This is a genomic window from Kutzneria buriramensis (assembly GCF_003387475.1).
In the GTDB taxonomy this organism is placed as follows: domain Bacteria; phylum Actinomycetota; class Actinomycetes; order Mycobacteriales; family Pseudonocardiaceae; genus Kutzneria; species Kutzneria buriramensis.
In genome coordinates, this window is the sequence record NZ_QUNO01000001.1 from 857,987 (window position 1) to 874,591 (window position 16,605).

The window sequence follows — 16,605 nt, forward strand, 5'->3', positions numbered from 1 at the left end:
GCGGCCTTCCACCCGGGTTTTTGACGATCACTTGTCGGGCTCGCGACAACGGCCCGGCGGCGCTGTCATCGTTGTCACCGTCTGGGGGTCCGATGCGCCCTGTGGTCGTCATCCTGATCGCGCTGGCGCTGCTCGCGCCGCCCGCGGTCGCCGGCCTGCCGCCGGCCGCCGACCCCGTGGCGCTGACGGATCCGTTGATCGGAACCGGTTCCGCAGGCGCGGAGGTGGGGGAGATCAACAACTTCCCCGGCCCCAGCACGCCGTTCGGCATGCTCCAGTGGAGCCCGGACACCGCCGACCACTACGCGGGCTACTCGTACGAGGACAAGACCGTCAAGGGCTTCAGCCTCACGCACGCCTCGGTCGGCTGCCGCCAGTTCGGCGACGTGCCGATCCTGCCGGTCAGCGGCGACGTCGGCGCGACCCCCTGGTCGTTGCAGGAGCCGTTCACCCACGCAGGTGAGCAAGCCTCGCCCGGTTACTACACGGTGACCGCCGGCGGCGTGAAGACCGAGCTGACCACCGCGCTCCGCGCCGGCCAGGGGCGGTTCACCTTCCCGCCGAACGCCCCCGCGCACGTGCTGGTCAAGGCCGGCGGCAGCCTCAACGGCGACACCGCCGCCACCGTCGCCTTCCCCGACGACCACACCGTCACCGGCTCGGCGACCTCCGGCGGATTCTGCGGCCAGGGCAACAAGTACACCGTCTACTACGTGATCACCTTCGACCGGCCGTTCGCCGCCAGGTCGTCCTGGAGCGGCCGGGCGACGCCGACCCCGACCGTCGTGCCGCCGGACGAGGCGGACCGGGGCATCGCCGGCCCGCAGATCTCCGGCCCGCAAGTCGGAGCGACGCTCGACTTCGACACCGGCAAGGACGCCACCGTCCGCGCGAAGGTGGCGATCTCCTTCGTCTCGGTCGACGGCGCGCGGCGCAACCTCGATGCGGGCGCGCCGGCGTGGGACTTCGACGGCACGCGCGCGGCGACCAGGGCCCGCTGGGCGTCCTACCTCGGCCGGATCACCATCGGCGGCGGTGCCCAGGATCAGCTGAAAACGTTTTACGCGGCGCTGTACCACTCGTTCCAGTACCCGGTGACCTTCAACGACGTCGACGGCAGCTATGCGGGCTTCGACGGCAAAGTCCACAACACCGGCGGCCGCACCCAGTACGCCAACTTCTCCGGCTGGGACATCTACCGCTGCCAGATCCCGCTGCTGGCCACGCTCGCCCCGGACGAGACGTCCGACATGATGCAGTCCCTGGTCAACGACGCCGACCAGTACGGCTGGCTGCCGAAGTGGCCGGTGTACAACGACGAGTCCGCCGTGATGAACGGCGACTCGGTCGCGCCGATCATCGCCGGCGCGTACGCCTTCGGCGCGCGGAACTTCGACACCGCCGAGGCGCTGGCCCAGCTGGTCAAGGGGGCCACCAAGGACGGCAGCGTCGGCTGGGGCTACCAGGAGCGGCCCAACACGGTGGCGTACCAGCGGCTCGGCTACGTGCCGTCGAGCGCCGACGAGAGCGTCTCCATGACCGAGGAGTACGCCATCGACGACTTCGCCATCGGCCGGTTCGCCGACGCCCTCGGCGACGACGACACGGCGGCGGCCTTCGCGGCGCGCGGCCAGAACTGGCAGCACGTCTTCGACCCGACCACCGGGTACGTACGGCCGCACGCCGCGGATGGCGCTTTCCCGGGCGGCCCCGTGCTGGTTCCGCCGCCACCCGACCAATTCGCGCCGACCGGCTTCGCCGAGGGCAATCCCGCCCAGTACACGTGGATGGTGCCGCAGAACACGGCCGGCCTGATCGGCGCGGTCGGCGGCCACGACGCCGCCGTGCAGCGGCTCGACGACCTGTTCACCAAGCTCAACGTCGGGCCGGTGCAGCCGTACTACTGGGCCGGCAACGAGCCGATGTTCAGCGTGCCGTGGGCGTACGACTACCTGGACCAGCCGTGGAAGACCCAGGACGTGGTGCACCGCGTGCAGACGGAACTGTTCGCCGCCACGCCCGACGGCGAGCCCGGCAACGACGATCTCGGCGCCCAGTCCGCCTGGTACGTGTGGTGCGCACTGGGCCTGTACCCGGTCACGCCCGGCACCACCGACCTGGCCGTGAACACGCCGGTGTTCCCGCACGTGGCCATCCGCACCGGCACCGGCCGGCAGATCGTGATCGAGGCACAGGGCGTCGGCCCACACATCCAGGGGCTGGCGATCAACGGCGTCGGCTGGAACCAGTCCTCGCTGCCGGCCGATCTGCTGGCGTGGGGCGGTCACGTCACCTACAGCCTCGGCGACGGCACGGCCTGGACGGCGTCGCCGCCGAGGTCCTATCGGGACGGCGAGACGCCGCTGGGGTTCGTGACGCCGCTGGGGGTGTCCACTCAGAACACGTTCCAGGTCGGCGTGCGCAACGGAACGAACCAGCCGGTTCAGATGCCGTGGAAGCTGACCGTGCCGCCGGGGGCGACGGCGTCCTTGACGCAGGGGCAGCTTTCCGTGCCGGCGAACGGAACCGCGAGCGTTCCCGTCACGATGACCGCGCTGGCCAACGGGATCTACCCCGTGCACGTCGACTTCGGCGGCAAGCAGCGCGCCACCGCGTACCTCGCCGTACCGGGCGCCGATCACACCGCCACCGGCTGCACCACCCTCGGCGCGACCAACACCGACTGCGGGCTCACCCAGGTCGAGTACGCCGCCGACGGCGCCACCACGCCGGTGGAAGTCGACGGAGTGTCAGGTCGCCGGATGGTGAAGGCCCACGACTGGGGCGACTACCGGTACCTGTACTTCCAGGCCGACCAGCGGGCCGTTCCCGGCACCGGGCCGTACGAGGCGACGATCACCGTGCGGTACCTGGACGCCGGCAAGGACACGTTCACCATCCAGTACGACTCGGTGAACCGGTCCTATGTCGACGCCACGCGGGTCACCAAGACCGGCACCGGCACGTGGAAGGACGTCACCGTCACCGTGAAGGACGCCAAGTTCGGGCACCGCGAGAACGGCCAGTCCGACTTCCGGGTGTCCTCCGACGGCGCCGGCGACGCCAGCGCCGAGACGATAGCGTCGGCCGGCGTCACGGTGACCGGTCCGGACGTGCTGGCGGTTCGGCAGTGCCCAACGGCTACGCCTTGACCTGGTCCAGCAGGGTCAGGAACACGTCGCGCTCCACCACGGGCGGCTCGTCCGCGAGCAGGCCGCCGATGTGGCAGACGAACGTCTCCGGGCTGACGACCTCCAGCGGCACGGTGTCGGGCATCCGGCACGTCACCAGGCCCGGCTCCTTCGGATGCACCAGCACGATGCCCTCGACCTGCACCCGCGGCAGCAGCATCTGGTACGCGGCCACCGTCCGGCTCAGCCGCAGCGACGCGCCCTCGAAGCTCTCGCCGTCGCGCAGCAGGCCGCCGTTGCCGTCGCTGGTGTAGTGCCCGGCCGGCCACAGCTTCGACTCGATGAGCAGCAGCTTCCGGCCGCACAGCACGGCGTGGTCCACCTCGGCCTTGGACGACCCGGGCCAGGCCAGGCCGTGGAAGATGCGGGCGGCCGGGATCTGGCCCAGGTAGCCGGACAGCAGGTCCAGGGTCATCCACTCGCTCTTCGAGCAGTCCTTCACCGGCTCGTCCTCGGACGGCAGCAGCCGGGTGCCCGGCGCGCCGAACAGGTTGAACGTGCGGAACTCGTGCGTGAAGATCCGCTCGGTCACGCGGGACGCCAGGTACCAGCGGCCCAGCGGCGGCAGTGCGAACACGCCGGCGGCCAGCAGCACCACCGCGATGCCGTACAGGTGCCCGGCTGTCAGAGCGTAGGCGCCGATCGCGGCCATGCCGGCGGCCCAGATGTAGGTGATCACCGCCAGGAACTTCGGCGTGGCCTTGCCGGCGATGGTCACCGCCACGTACGCGATGGGCACGATCACGACCACCGCGACGTAGGAGAAGCCGCTGGTCAGCATGGGCACGACGGTGCCGACGAGCAGCGCCGTCCACACCGCGGCGACCATGAAGAACCAGCGCTGGGCCCAGCCGAAGCCGGGCCGCCAGTGCACCTTGGCCTCCGGGTTGACCCGCCGCCACCAGGGGATGCTCTCCAGCGGGATGGCCTTCAGCCCGGACGCGAAGCCGGCCGGCCTCGGCGGCGGTTCCGGCGGGCGCTCCTGCTGCTCGGCGTAGGCGGCCTCCTCCTGGTACTCCTCCCAGGTCTCCCATTCCGGCGCCGGCCGGCGCTGCTCGGGCACGCCCCGGGAGCGGCGCGCGTCGTACGCGGCGCGGCGCGCCGGGTCGGACAGCGTCTCGTACGCCTCCTGGACCAGCCGGAACATGATCTGGCTGCCGCCGGCGTCGGGATGCAGCACCTTCACCAGCGAACGGTGGGCAGACTTGATCTCAGCCTGGGAGGCGCCAGGCTTGATCTCCAGCAACTCGTAGTAGTCGACTCCGCCCACGGCCCTTCCCATCTGCGGCTACGTCTGGCGCGGGTACGAACACGATAGGTTGCCTCGGCGTCAGAGTCCCGTTTTACCTGGGCCGTTTCGTCACCCGATCGGTTAAGTCCGTAGGGTGGACGCCCGTGGCGAGGCTGGTCGTGATCGAGGGACTTGACGGCGCGGGCAAGCGGACGCTGTCCGACGCGCTCACCGCGGAGCTGGACAAACGGGGTGCGACGGCGACGAGGATCGCCTTCCCCCGCTACGGCGAGGACGTGCACGCCGACCTCGTCCGCGACGCGATGTACCTGCGGCTCGGCGATCTCGTGAAATCGGTGCACGGCATGGCCGTCCTGTTCGCGCTGGACCGCCAGGCCGCCGCCCCCAAGATCGCCGAGGCGCTCGCCGCGCACGACGTGGTCCTGCTGGACCGCTACATCGCGTCCAACGCGGCATATGGGGCGGCGCGGCTGCACGAGGATGTAAACGGCGAGTTCGTGCGCTGGGTTCACGACCTCGAGGTCGGTCGGTTCGCGCTGCCGCTGCCCGACCGCCAGCTGCTGCTCCGGGTGCCGGTGGAGGTGGCGGCGCAGCGGGCGGCCGGTCGCGAGCAGACCGAACGCGAGCGGGACAGCTACGAGACCGACGACGGCCTCCAGGCCCGCTGCGCGATGGTCTACGACCAGTTCGTCGAGGCGGGCTGGCTGGCCCCGTGGACCGTGGTGGACGGCGTCGCCGGCGCCGACTTCGGGGCGCTCGCCGACCTGCTGCTCGGTTAGAGCGCCCCCACCAGGTCGCCGCCCCAGCGCTCGATCTCCGCGTCCAGATCCAGCGGCTTGGTCGCGGACGCCTCCTTCATCGCCTCGGTGACCCGGTCCAGCGGCACCAGCCAGGACACCTCGAACTCGATGCCGTCGGGGTCCTTGGCGTACAGCGCCTTGGTCGTCACGTGGTCCGACGCGCCGACGAGCGCGCCCGCCTCGCGCAGCCGGTTCGCGTGGTCGGCGAGGTCCGTCAGCGTGGTCACCGACCAGGCCAGGTGGTACAGGCCCACCGTGTCGCGGCCCGCGCCGGACGGCTTGGCGTCCGCGCCGACCTGGAACAGGCCCAGGTCGTGGTCGTTGTCGGAGTCCGGGGCCTGGAGGAACGCGGCGCCTGGGAACTGGTGCACCACCCGGAAACCGAGCACGTCGGTGTAGAAGGCGACGCTGCGCTCGGTGTCGCGCACGTACAGGACCGCGTGGTTGAGCCGGCGGATCGCCATCGTTACCTCCCGGGCATCGTTGTTCAATATTCAACTATACCTTCGGTAACGAACGGTGAGCGTTACACGCTGTAGTTCGTGAACTCGACGGGGACGAGGGTGGTGATGGCGCATGACCGAGCGCTGGACCAGCACGGCGGAGCGCAACGGACCGGTCGCAGCGGGTGGCGACCGCGCCGGTGATCGCTGGGGTGCGCGCGGCCGCCCGGTCAGCAGTGCGACGATGGTAGGCATGAAGGCACGCGTCCTGGTGGTCGATGACGACCCGGCCCTGGCGGAGATGCTCACCATCGTGCTGCGCGGTGAGGGGTTCGACACCGCAGTCGTCGCCGACGGCGCGCGGGCGCTGCCCGCGCTGCGTGAGCTCAAACCCGACCTGGTGCTGCTCGACCTGATGCTGCCCGGGATGAACGGCATCGACGTGTGCAAGGCCATCAGGGCCGAGTCCGGCGTGCCGATCGTGATGCTCACCGCCAAGAGCGACACCGTGGACATCGTGCTGGGCCTCGAGTCCGGCGCCGACGACTACGTGGTCAAGCCGTTCAAGCCCAAGGAACTGGTGGCCCGCATCCGCACCCGGCTGCGCCGCACCGAGTCCGAGCCCGCCGAGGTGCTCGCCATCGGCGACCTGGCCATCGACGTGCCCGGCCACGAGGTGACCCGGGACGGGCAGGCCATCCAGCTCACGCCGCTGGAGTTCGACCTGCTGGTGGCGCTGGCCCGCAAGCCGCGCCAGGTGTTCACCCGCGAGGTGCTGCTCGAGCAGGTGTGGGGCTACCGGCACGCCGCCGACACCCGGCTGGTGAACGTGCACGTCCAGCGGCTGCGGTCGAAGGTGGAGAAGGACCCGGAGCACCCCGAGGTGGTGTTGACCGTCCGCGGCGTCGGGTACAAGGCCGGCCCTCCGTGATCGGGGTCTGACGGATGCGGCTCGACACCGGACCGGTGACTCGGTGGCTGCGGGAGGCGCCGAGCCTGGTTCGGGAGCGCTGGCAGCGGGCCAGCGAGCTGTGGCGGCGGTCGTTGCAGCTGCGGGTGGTGGTGAGCACCCTCGCGCTGTCCTCGGCCGTCGTCTTCGTGCTGGGCATGGTGCTCCAGTCGCAGATCACCGACCAGATGCTGGGCAGCAAGCAGCTGGCCGCCACCGCGCAGATCCGGGCCAGCGTCACCGCCGTCCAGCACCAGCTGGTCGGCGTCAGCCCCGGCCCGGACAGCCTGAGCACCCGCTTCAACGCCGCGCTCAACGCGCTCACCAGCAGCGGCTCGGCCACTGTGGACGGGTCGTCGGCCGGCGCCTTCGAGCCGATCCTGGCCGACGCCCGGTCGCTGGACTCCGCCGGCAACGTCGTGTCCACCGCCGACTACGGCGACATCCCGGACGACCTCAAGCGGTTCGTGCTCAACGACGAGATCGCCAGCCGGATCCACACCGTCACCCGCGACGGCGTGCCGACCACGATGCTCATGGTCGGCGCCCAGGTGCCCAGCGCCAGCCACCCGATCCAGCTGTACGAGCTGTTCCCGCTGACCGCCGAGCAGCACACCACCGGGGTCGTGCAGAACACGCTGATCGTCGGCGGCATCGTGTTGCTGCTGTTGCTGGCCGGCATCACCAACCTCGTCACCCGGCAGGTGGTCCGGCCCGTGCGGCAGGCCGCCGAGGTGGCCGAGCGGTTCGCCGACGGCAAGCTCGACGACCGGATGCCCGTCGTCGGCGAGGACGACGTGGCCCGGCTGGCCGAGTCGTACAACGAGATGGCCGAGAGCATCCAGGCCCAGATCCGGCAGCTCGAGGAGTTCGGGCTGTTGCAGCGCCGGTTCACCTCCGACGTGTCGCACGAGCTGCGCACGCCGCTGACCACCGTGCGGATGGCCGCCGACGTGCTGCACGCCTCCCGCGAGCAGTTTCCCGCCGGCCTGGCCCGGTCCACCGAGCTGCTGGTCGACGAGCTGGACCGGTTCGAGGCGCTGCTCGGCGACCTCCTGGAGATCAGCCGTCTGGACGCCGGGGTCGACGAACTCACCGCCGACCTGGTCGATGTGCGGGGCGTCGTCGAGCGGGCGGTCGCCGCCGTCGGTCCCGTCGCCGTCAGCTCCGGCACCCCGGTCGAGACGTACATGCCGGCCGTCGAGGTGCCGGCCGAGATCGATTCGCGTCGGGTCGAACGCGTGCTGCGCAACCTGCTCAACAACGCCGTCGACCACGGCGAGGGCCTGCCCGTGCGGGTCCGCGTCGCCGCCGACGAGAACGCCGTCGCCATCGTCGTCCGGGACTTCGGCGTCGGCCTGCGCGACGGCGAGGCCGAACTGGTGTTCAACCGGTTCTGGCGGGCCGACCCGTCCCGGAACCGCCGGACCGGCGGCACCGGCCTGGGCCTGGCGATCAGCGTCGAGGACGCCCGGCTGCACGGCGGTTGGCTGGAGGCGTGGGGCGAACTCGGCGAGGGCGCCTGCTTCCGGCTCACGCTGCCGCGCCGGCAGGGCTTCGAGCTCACCGACAGCCCGCTCCCGCTGCCGCCCGACGAGGAGCGGCCGGTCCGTGAGGCCGAGGAGAGCGAGGTCAGCCCCCTCGTCGTCGCCGAGGTCGAGGCCGACGCCGAGGTCGAGGAGATCGCCTGGCAGCCCGCCGAGTCCGTGGAGCTCGACGAGCCCGCGCCGGAAGCGGCCGATCCGGAGCTCGCCTGGCACCCCGCCGACACCAAGGCCGTCGACGCCGCCGGCGAGCAAACCGGCGACGGCGTCACCGAGGACGAGCTCGTGGAGCACGGCGAGATCGGACCCGACCCGGAGTTCGACAGCGTGCCCGGCCTCCCCGCGACGACGGTCCAAGGGCAGTCGGGGCCCGGCGAGGTCGGCCCGGATCCGGAGTTGGACGGCGTGCCGGGCGTGCCCTCGACGGCCGCTCAGGCGGAGCCCGGCGAGGTGGGCCCGGATCCGGAGCTGGACGGCGTGCCGGGCGTGCCCTCGACGGCCGCCCAGCCGAAGCCCGGCGAGGTCGACCCGGATCCGGAGCTGGACAGCGTGCCGGGCGTGCCCTCGACGGCCGCTCAGGCGGAGCCCGGCGAGGTGGGCCCGGATCCGGAGCTGGACGGCGTGCCGGGCGTGCCCTCGACGGCCGCCCAGCCGAAGCCCGGCGAGGTCGACCCGGATCCGGAGCTGGACAGCGTGCCGGGCGTGCCCTCGACGGCCGCTCAGTCGGGGCCCGGCGAGGTGGGCCCGGATCCGGAGCTGGACGGCGTGATCGGCCCCGATCCCGAGCTGGACGGCGTGCCCCAGACTGCCGTTCGTTCCCAGTCCGTCGGGGAGGCCCGGTGATCCGGCGGTCCCGCCCGGCGCTGACGCTGATCGCGGTGCTCACGGCCCTGATCACGGTCGCGGGCTGTGCGGCGATCCCGGACGAGACGCCGGCGGCGGGGCTGGCGGCCGGCGGCGCGGGCGACCGGGTGGCGCCGGCGCCGGACCCACAGCCGAACCTCCAGCCGGCCGACCTGGTGCGGGCGTTCCTCGACGCCAACGCCGATCCCACCAACAGCTACGCCGCGGGCCGGCCCTACCTGACCAAGGCGGCGCAGGCCAAGTGGCAGCCCGACGCGCCGGTCACGATCATCCAGAACACCTTCAACACGCTGCCGGAGCAGACCAAGGCCGACCACGCCACGGTGACGGTGATCAGCCAGACGGTCGGGGTGCTCGGCACCGACAAGGCGTTCGTGCCGAGTTCCGCGCCCAGCACGCTGATCGTGCAGGTGGACAAGCAGGACGGCCAGTGGCGGATCAGCCAGCCGCCGTCGGGCGTGGTCATGACCCTGGACCGGTTCAACGAGGTCTACCGGCAGACCCGCCTGTACTTCCTGGACCCGCAGAAGCGCGTGCTCGTGCCCGACCTGCGCTACATCGTGTCGCAGCCGAGCTACAGCCTGCCGAGCCGGGTGATCGACCTGCTGCTGGCCGGTCCGTCCAACGGCATGCAGGGCGCGGTCACCAGCGCGCTCGGCGCGCAGGCGGCGCTCCAGACCGGCGGCACCGAGTCCGGCGACGGCGCGCTGCTGGTCAATCTCAGCCACGTCGGCGACACCTCGCCGGCGAACGTGAAGCTGATCATCGCGCAGGTCGTGCAGTCGCTGGCCGTGGTCACCAACAGCCGGATCCGCATCCAGCAGGACGGCGTGCAGCTGTCCCCGGACCGCCTGGACTGGCGGATCGGCGACCTGCCGGCGTACGACAGCGGCACCAGCCCCGGGCCCGACCAGACCGGCCTGCTCGTGCACGACGGCCGGGTCAAGCAGCTCGACGACAAGCCCGTGAACGGGCCGGCCGGCAACGGCGGCTACTACGTCTCGACCGCCGCGCAGTCCATCGACGGCAGCGAGCTGGCCACCGTCAGCAAGCCCCCCGGCACCAGCGCCGCCGAGCTGCGGGTCGGGGGCCTCACCCAGGTCAACCCGGTGGTCGACCTGACCGCGGGCACACTGACCCGGCCGACGTGGGTGTCGACCGACTCGGCCACCGACGTCAGCAACGAGGTGTGGACCGTCGCCGACGGCAGCCGGGTGGCCCGCGTGATCAAGTCGGCCGACGGCACCTGGGTGGCGCGCACGGTCAACTCGAACGACCTCAGCCAGTTCGGCCAGATCACCGACCTGCGGCTGTCCCGGGACGGCACGCGGGCTGCGGTCATCGCGAACTCGCTGCTCATCGTGTGCGCCGTGGTCCGCACGCCCAACTCCGACACGGTGACGCTGCGCTCGCCCCGGGTGCTGCTCCAGGACACGCTGAACAGCGTCGTCGGCGTGGACTGGCTGCTCCAGGACCAGCTGGTCGTCGCGACCTCCTCCCAGGAGTCGCCGGTCGTGCAGGTGTCCGTCGACGGCAGCCCGACGTTCGTCCGCTACAACGCGGCCAACCTGACCGCGCCGGTCTCGGCGGTCACGGCGGCGCCGAGCCGCCCGGTGATCGTGGTGGACGCCGGCGGTATGTGGACCTCCTCGGACTCGGGTTCGGTGTGGCGGGTCCAGGGCATCGCGGTCGGCAAGTCGTCGAACGCCGTGCCCTTCTACCCCGGCTAGCAGTGTCTTTGCCGCGCGTTCCGCGCGGGGCGAGGCCGTGTTTCGGCGCCGCCTTCGGCGTCGCGGCTCGGCCGCTCGTGACCGGTGCCTCGCCCTTGCCGGATTTCGACCGCCGCGTCGGCTCGGCGGTGGGGTGCGTCGGGTGGCGGCGATCGAAATCCAGCAACCGGGCGAAGCACCGGCGCGGCCTCGCGGGCGTCCCGGCTAGTCGGTGCTGGTGAGGGCGACGATCGCGGTCACCTCCAACCCGGCCGCAGTGAGCACCTGGTGGCACGCGGCGGCGGTCGCGCCGGTGGTGATGACGTCGTCGAGCAGCACGACCGGGGCGCCGCGCGGCGGGGACGCCCGTGGTCGAAGCCGCACCCGGCCGGCGAGGTTGGCGGCTCGGGCGGTCGGGTCCAGCCCGACGGAGTCGGCGGCCGAGCGGGCCAGCTCCAGCATCGGGGCCACCGCCACGCCATGACCGGCCCGCGCCAGCTCGGCGGCGCACCACCGGGCCAGCTTCGTCATGTGCTCGCCGCCGCGTTGCCGGGAGGTGCGCCGCCGCGACGGAGCCGGGACCAGCCACCACACGCCGTCCGGCCCCGGCCGCGCCTCCGGGATCCATGGCAGCGCCCTCGCCACCGCCGCGCCCAGCGGCTCGGCCAGCTCCCGCCGGCCGCGCTCCTTGTACGCCAGCACGGCGTCGCGCGGGGCCCCGCGATATGGGGCCAGCGCATAGGCCGGTGGCCCGTCCGTGATCGGGGCGCGATGTACCGGAAGAGGCCCTCCGAATTCGGCCGCGCAGGACTCGCACCACAGCCGGCCGCCCGTTCGGCAACCCACGCAGCGGACCGGCAGAACAAGATCGAGCAGTTTCGTCGTCATGGGGTCCAGCGTGGCCCTCGACCCCGACAGTTCCGGGCGCCCGTGTTTATTACTCGTGAGTTCGGGTTACGTCGGAAACCTGAAGTTGTTTCGCATGATTGAGAGAACCTCACACCGGCACCTGGGGGTGGACGTGAAGCGAATGTCGGGTTTTCGGCCACGGCCTTCGGCGGACGTGATCGAGAGATACCACCCACATGGGTGAACTTGGGTAGCCGAACTCGATCACCGGCCCCGGTTCCGGCTGGTCCGGCGAAGATCGCCGCCGCCGGCCCGTCGCGCATCGCGACTACCACCATCGGGGCGACCCGAATCGGTGGCGACCGGTCGCACACGTGACCGGGAACCCCCGACTGGACTGGCACGTTGCCCCGATATGAGGCCCTTGCCCAGCCCGTTCGTCGCAGTCCCGGCGGGACCGCGGTCGAACGGGGTCCTGCGCCGTCGGGGTGAAGCGGGCTCCACCCGTTCGGTGCGGCCGGTGCGGTGGGTGCGCTCCCGGTGCGCGCGGGCGTCCGAATCGGTCACGGAAGGTAGTGGCTTGAACTCCCCTGCAACGGGGTCTGTCGCAACGGCGAATCCGGGGCTAACGTGCTCCGCTATCAGCAATCCCGGCCCGCGGGGAGGAGGCGAACAGCCCATGACCCTGGCGCCGGCGAGCAGCGGCATCCGACCGCCTCTCGGTCACCACCCGGCGCCGAACAACATCCCCCAGCATTGATGTTCTCGCAGCAGCGAGGGAGGTCGTGTATGGACATCGTCGTGAAGGGCCGCAACGTCGAGGTGCCCGATCACTACCGGGTGCACGTGGCCGACAAGCTGGCCCGTCTTGAGCGCTACGACAAGAAGGTCATCCGATTCGACGTGGAACTGTTCCACGAGCCCAACCGCCGTCAGTCCAAGAACTGCCAGCGGGTCGAGATCACAGCCAAGGGGCGGGGCCCCGTGGTGCGTGCCGAGGCATGCGCCGGCGACTTCTACGGAGCGCTCGACTGCGCGGTGACCAAGCTGGAGAACCGGCTGCGCAAGATGCATGATCGTCGCCGCGTGCACTACGGCCGTCGCAGTCCCGCGTCGGTCGCCGAGGCCACTGGCGCTATCGGCGCCCTGGTCTCCATGGATGACGGCGCCCAGACGGCCGCGACGGCCGTGCTGGAGATGGCTCCCGCCTACGACCCGGGTCTGGCCGAGGTGCCGGCTCAGCGGTGGGAGGAAGACGCCGTCGACGAATCGCTCCCCGGACAGGTCGTCCGCGAGAAGGAGCACCCCGCCAAGCCCATGACCGTCGACCAGGCCCTCTACGAGATGGAACTGGTCGGACACGACTTCTACCTCTTCCACGACGCCGACAAACAGTGCGCGAGCGTCGTCTACCGCAGGAAGGGATTCGACTACGGCGTGATCAGGCTGGGCTGACACGCACCGCGACTCGGGAACCTCGACGGCCGGCTTCCACGTTGTAGTGGGGGCCGGCCGTTACCTGCTGACGGTCGGTCAGCCTACGATGACGGAAAAGGGCGTCCGCACCCAGGGCGCGTGACGAGAACCCGACGAGCGAGGTCCCCCGGATGGTCCTGTCCCGACTGCTCCGCGCCGGCGAAGGCAAGATGCTCAAGCGCCTGCGCAACATCGCGAAGCTCATCAACGCGCTGGAGGACGACGTCGTCGACCTGTCCGACGATGAGCTGAGGGCCCGGACCGAGGAGTTCCGCAAGCGCTACGCCGACGGCGAGAGCCTCGACGAGCTGCTGCCGGACGCCTTCGCCACCGTGCGCGAGGCCGCCAAGCGGGTGCTCGGCCAGCGGCACTACGACGTCCAGCTGATGGGCGGGGCGGCGCTGCACCTGGGGCAGATCGCCGAGATGCGCACCGGTGAGGGCAAGACCCTGACCTGCGTGCTGCCGGCCTACCTCAACGCCATCTCCGGCGACGGCGTGCACGTCATCACCACCAACGACTACCTGGCCAAGCGCGACGCCGACTGGATGGGCCGGATCCACCGCTTCCTGGGCATGACCGTCGGCGTGATCATCTCCGACATGACGCCGGAGCAGCGGCGGGCCGCCTACAACTCGGACATCACCTACGGCACGAACAACGAGTTCGGCTTCGACTACCTGCGCGACAACATGGCGTGGAGCCTGGACGAGTGCGTCCAGCGCGGCCACAACTACGCCATCGTCGACGAGGTGGACTCGATCCTGATCGACGAGGCCCGCACGCCGCTGATCATCTCGGGCCCGGCCGACCAGTCCTCGCGCTGGTACCAGGAGTTCGCCCGGATGGCGCCGCTGATGCGCAACGAGACCCACTACGAGGTCGACGAGCGCAAGCGCACCGTCGGCGTCACCGAGGTCGGCGTCACGTTCATCGAGGACCAGCTCGGCATCGACAACCTGTACGAGGCCGCGAACAGCCCGCTGGTCGGCTACCTGAACAACGCGCTCAAGGCCAAGGAGCTGTACAAGCGCGACAAGGACTACATCGTCCGCGACGGCGAGGTGCTGATCGTCGACGAGTTCACCGGCCGCGTGCTGGCCGGCCGCCGCTACAACGAGGGCATGCACCAGGCGATCGAGGCCAAGGAAGGCGTCGAGATCAAGGCCGAGAACCAGACGCTGGCCACGATCACGCTGCAGAACTTCTTCCGCCTCTACGACAAGCTCGGCGGCATGACCGGCACCGCCGAGACCGAGGCGGCCGAGTTCCACACCACGTACAAGATCGGCGTCGTGCCGATCCCGACGAACAAGCCGATGATCCGCCGCGACATGCCCGACCTGGTCTACAAGACCGAGGAGGCCAAGTTCGACGCGGTCGCCGACGACATCGCCGAGCGGCACGAGAAGGGCCAGCCGGTGCTGATCGGCACCACCAGCGTCGAGCGGTCCGAGTACCTGTCGAAGCTGCTGGTCAAGCGGGGCATCCCGCACAACGTGCTGAACGCGAAGAACCACGCCAAGGAGGCGCTGTTCGTCGCGCAGGCCGGCCACAAGGGCGCGGTCACCGTCGCCACCAACATGGCCGGTCGAGGCACCGACATCATGCTGGGCGGCAACCCCGAGTCCATCGCCGAGGAGGAGCTGCGGGCCCGCGGCCTCGACCCGGACGAGACGCCGGACGAGTGGCGCGCCGCCCACCCGGCCGCGCTGGAGGAGGCCAAGGCGCAGGTCAAGGCCGAGGCGGACGAGGTGCGCGAGGCCGGCGGCCTGTACGTGCTGGGCACCGAGCGGCACGAGTCGCGGCGCATCGACAACCAGCTGCGCGGCCGCTCCGGCCGTCAGGGCGACCCGGGCGAGTCCCGGTTCTACCTGTCGCTGGGCGACGAGCTGATGCGGCGGTTCAACGCGTCCATGGTCGAGGTCGTCATGACCCGGCTGCGGGTGCCCGACGACGTGCCGATCGAGCACAAGATGGTCACCCGGGCCATCCGCAGCGCGCAGACGCAGGTCGAGCAGCAGAACTTCGAGATCCGCAAGAACGTGCTCAAGTACGACGAGGTCATGAACAAGCAGCGCACGGTGATCTACGCCGAGCGTCGCCGGGTCCTCGAGGGCGAGGACCTGCGCGACAACGTCGAGCAGATGATCACCGACGTGGTCACCGCGTACGTCAACGGCGCGACCGAGGGCGGCTACCAGGAGGACTGGGACCACGAGAAGCTGTGGACCGCGCTCAAGACGCTGTACCCGGTGTCGCTGAGCTGGGACGAGCTGACCGAGGACGAGACCGACGACCTCACCGCCGAGCGGCTGCTCGAGGCCATCCTCGAGGACGCCCACCGCGCCTACAAGGCCCGCGAGGCCGAGATCGACGGCAAGGTCGGCGAGGGCGCGATGCGCGAGCTGGAGCGCCGCGTCGTGCTGTCCGTCCTGGACCGCAAGTGGCGTGAGCACCTCTACGAGATGGACTACCTCAAGGAGGGCATCGGCCTGCGGGCCATGGCGCAGCGCGACCCGCTGGTCGAGTACCAGCGCGAGGGCTTCGACATGTTCAACGGAATGCTGGAGGGCCTCAAGGAGGAGTCCGTCGGCTTCCTGTTCAACCTGCAGGTCGAGGCGGCCGAGCCGGAGCCGGTGCAGGTCGCCGCGGCCGACGTGCCGCCGATCGCGCTGGCCCAGGCCCAGCAGGGCGCCGTGGCCGCGCCGCCGGCGCCGCCGCAGCCCGCCCCGGGCAGCCAGGTGCCGCCGGCGCTGCGCGGCAAGGGCCTCGGGCAGCAGCAGAACCAGCAGCGGCTGTCCTACAGCGGTCCCGACGAGGACGGCGGCGTGGACTCGCACGAGGACAAGTCCGACGGCGACGGCGGTGGCACCCGCCGCGAGCGTCGCGCCGCGGCCCGCACGCAGTCCAAGCAGGACCGCAAGCGCCCGCGTCGCTGAGTGTGTCCCGAACGGGGCGGGTCCGGTTTCCGGGCCCGCCCCGTTCGGCGTCACAGCACCCGGAACACGCTGCACCGCAACGGTTCCCGTACCTCGAAGCGGGCCGCGACGGCCCGCCGGCGGTAGTCGATCTCGGCCACCCCGCACGCCTCGACGACACCGTCCGTCGGCTGCCGGGCGTGCAGGCTGCGCAGCCGGCTGCGGGTCTGCGTGGTGCGGCCCTTGGCCCTCGTCTCGATCGAGGACAGCGCCGTGGCCGTGAAGTGCGGCCGCAGCTGGCCGAGCGGGCGGCGGCCGTCGATGGCCTCCAGCACCTGGTTGATCAGGTGCCAGAGCCGGTTGCACAGCGCCGGCGTCACGTCGTCGGCCGGCGGTCTGTCCGGCCGGTCCTCGACCAGCCGCAGCCGGTGCCGGCCGAACCGGTGCGGCGACGGGCCCGGCTTCGGCTCGTAGCCGGGCAACACCCGCAGGATGAGCGGTTCCTCGATCGTGGTCACACGCCACGGCTGACCCACTGACGCCCCCGATTTCTCGTGCCCCCATGACCGGACAGAGCGGCAAATCGGACAGCGACGGACGGCCGTAG

General features: G+C 71.1%; 10 protein-coding genes and 1 pseudogene. 7 read left to right on the forward strand and 4 right to left on the reverse strand.

Going from position 1 to position 16,605, the window contains the following annotated elements; translation table 11 throughout:
* Positions 1-92 precede the first annotated feature (92 nt).
* Positions 93-3,152 carry a GH92 family glycosyl hydrolase gene (locus BCF44_RS04135; protein ID WP_116172659.1) on the forward strand — a complete coding sequence of 1,020 codons (3,060 nt, stop codon included), beginning with the start codon at positions 93-95 and terminating at the stop codon, positions 3,150-3,152.
* Here the strand turns inward: BCF44_RS04135 and BCF44_RS56495 are convergent.
* Positions 3,142-4,461, reverse strand: a complete 1,320-nt coding sequence (locus BCF44_RS56495) for a J domain-containing protein (RefSeq protein ID WP_211352873.1) — start codon at positions 4,459-4,461, stop codon at positions 3,142-3,144. The two genes, BCF44_RS04135 and BCF44_RS56495, sit on opposite strands and share 11 nt — an antisense overlap.
* Before the next feature lie 125 nt (positions 4,462-4,586).
* On the opposite strand from BCF44_RS56495, the gene BCF44_RS04145 reads away from it, so the two are divergent.
* Complete coding sequence (locus BCF44_RS04145) at positions 4,587-5,222, forward strand: dTMP kinase (protein ID WP_116172660.1); 636 nt, start codon at positions 4,587-4,589, stop codon at positions 5,220-5,222.
* Here BCF44_RS04145 and BCF44_RS04150 read toward each other — a convergent pair.
* Positions 5,219-5,707, reverse strand: a complete 489-nt coding sequence (locus BCF44_RS04150; RefSeq protein WP_116172661.1) for a VOC family protein — start codon at positions 5,705-5,707, stop codon at positions 5,219-5,221. The two genes, BCF44_RS04145 and BCF44_RS04150, sit on opposite strands and share 4 nt — an antisense overlap.
* Before the next feature lie 232 nt (positions 5,708-5,939).
* Between BCF44_RS04150 and mtrA the strand changes: the two genes are divergently transcribed.
* The 3 genes and pseudogenes from mtrA to BCF44_RS04165 all read left to right on the forward strand — a co-directional run bounded on the left by mtrA (position 5,940) and on the right by BCF44_RS04165 (position 10,773).
* Positions 5,940-6,617 (forward strand): MtrAB system response regulator MtrA, encoded by a 678-nt coding sequence (mtrA, locus tag BCF44_RS04155; RefSeq protein WP_116172900.1) that lies wholly within the window; start codon positions 5,940-5,942, stop codon positions 6,615-6,617.
* A 14-nt stretch (positions 6,618-6,631) separates the two neighbouring features.
* Positions 6,632-8,233, forward strand: a pseudogene (mtrB, locus tag BCF44_RS04160) (MtrAB system histidine kinase MtrB); the annotation flags it as partial.
* Between the two features lie 785 nt (positions 8,234-9,018).
* Positions 9,019-10,773 (forward strand): LpqB family beta-propeller domain-containing protein, encoded by a 1,755-nt coding sequence (locus BCF44_RS04165; RefSeq protein WP_116172663.1) that lies wholly within the window; start codon positions 9,019-9,021, stop codon positions 10,771-10,773.
* 204 nt (positions 10,774-10,977) lie between these two features.
* Here the strand turns inward: BCF44_RS04165 and BCF44_RS55285 are convergent, their stop codons facing one another.
* Entirely contained in the window at positions 10,978-11,640 is a 663-nt protein-coding gene (locus BCF44_RS55285; RefSeq protein WP_170217314.1) for a ComF family protein, read from the reverse strand.
* A gap of 750 nt (positions 11,641-12,390) precedes the next feature.
* Here BCF44_RS55285 and hpf point away from each other — a divergent pair.
* Positions 12,391-13,056, forward strand: a complete 666-nt coding sequence (gene hpf / locus BCF44_RS04175) for a ribosome hibernation-promoting factor, HPF/YfiA family (protein WP_116172664.1) — start codon at positions 12,391-12,393, stop codon at positions 13,054-13,056.
* 152 nt (positions 13,057-13,208) lie between these two features.
* The gene (gene secA, locus BCF44_RS04180) at positions 13,209-16,019 is read left to right on the forward strand and encodes a preprotein translocase subunit SecA (RefSeq protein WP_116172665.1); all 2,811 of its coding nucleotides are present in this window, start codon (positions 13,209-13,211) and stop codon (positions 16,017-16,019) included.
* A gap of 50 nt (positions 16,020-16,069) precedes the next feature.
* Here the strand turns inward: secA and BCF44_RS04185 are convergent, their stop codons facing one another.
* Positions 16,070-16,516, reverse strand: a complete 447-nt coding sequence (locus BCF44_RS04185; RefSeq protein WP_116172666.1) for an Rv3235 family protein — start codon at positions 16,514-16,516, stop codon at positions 16,070-16,072.
* Positions 16,517-16,605: the final 89 nt, after the last annotated feature.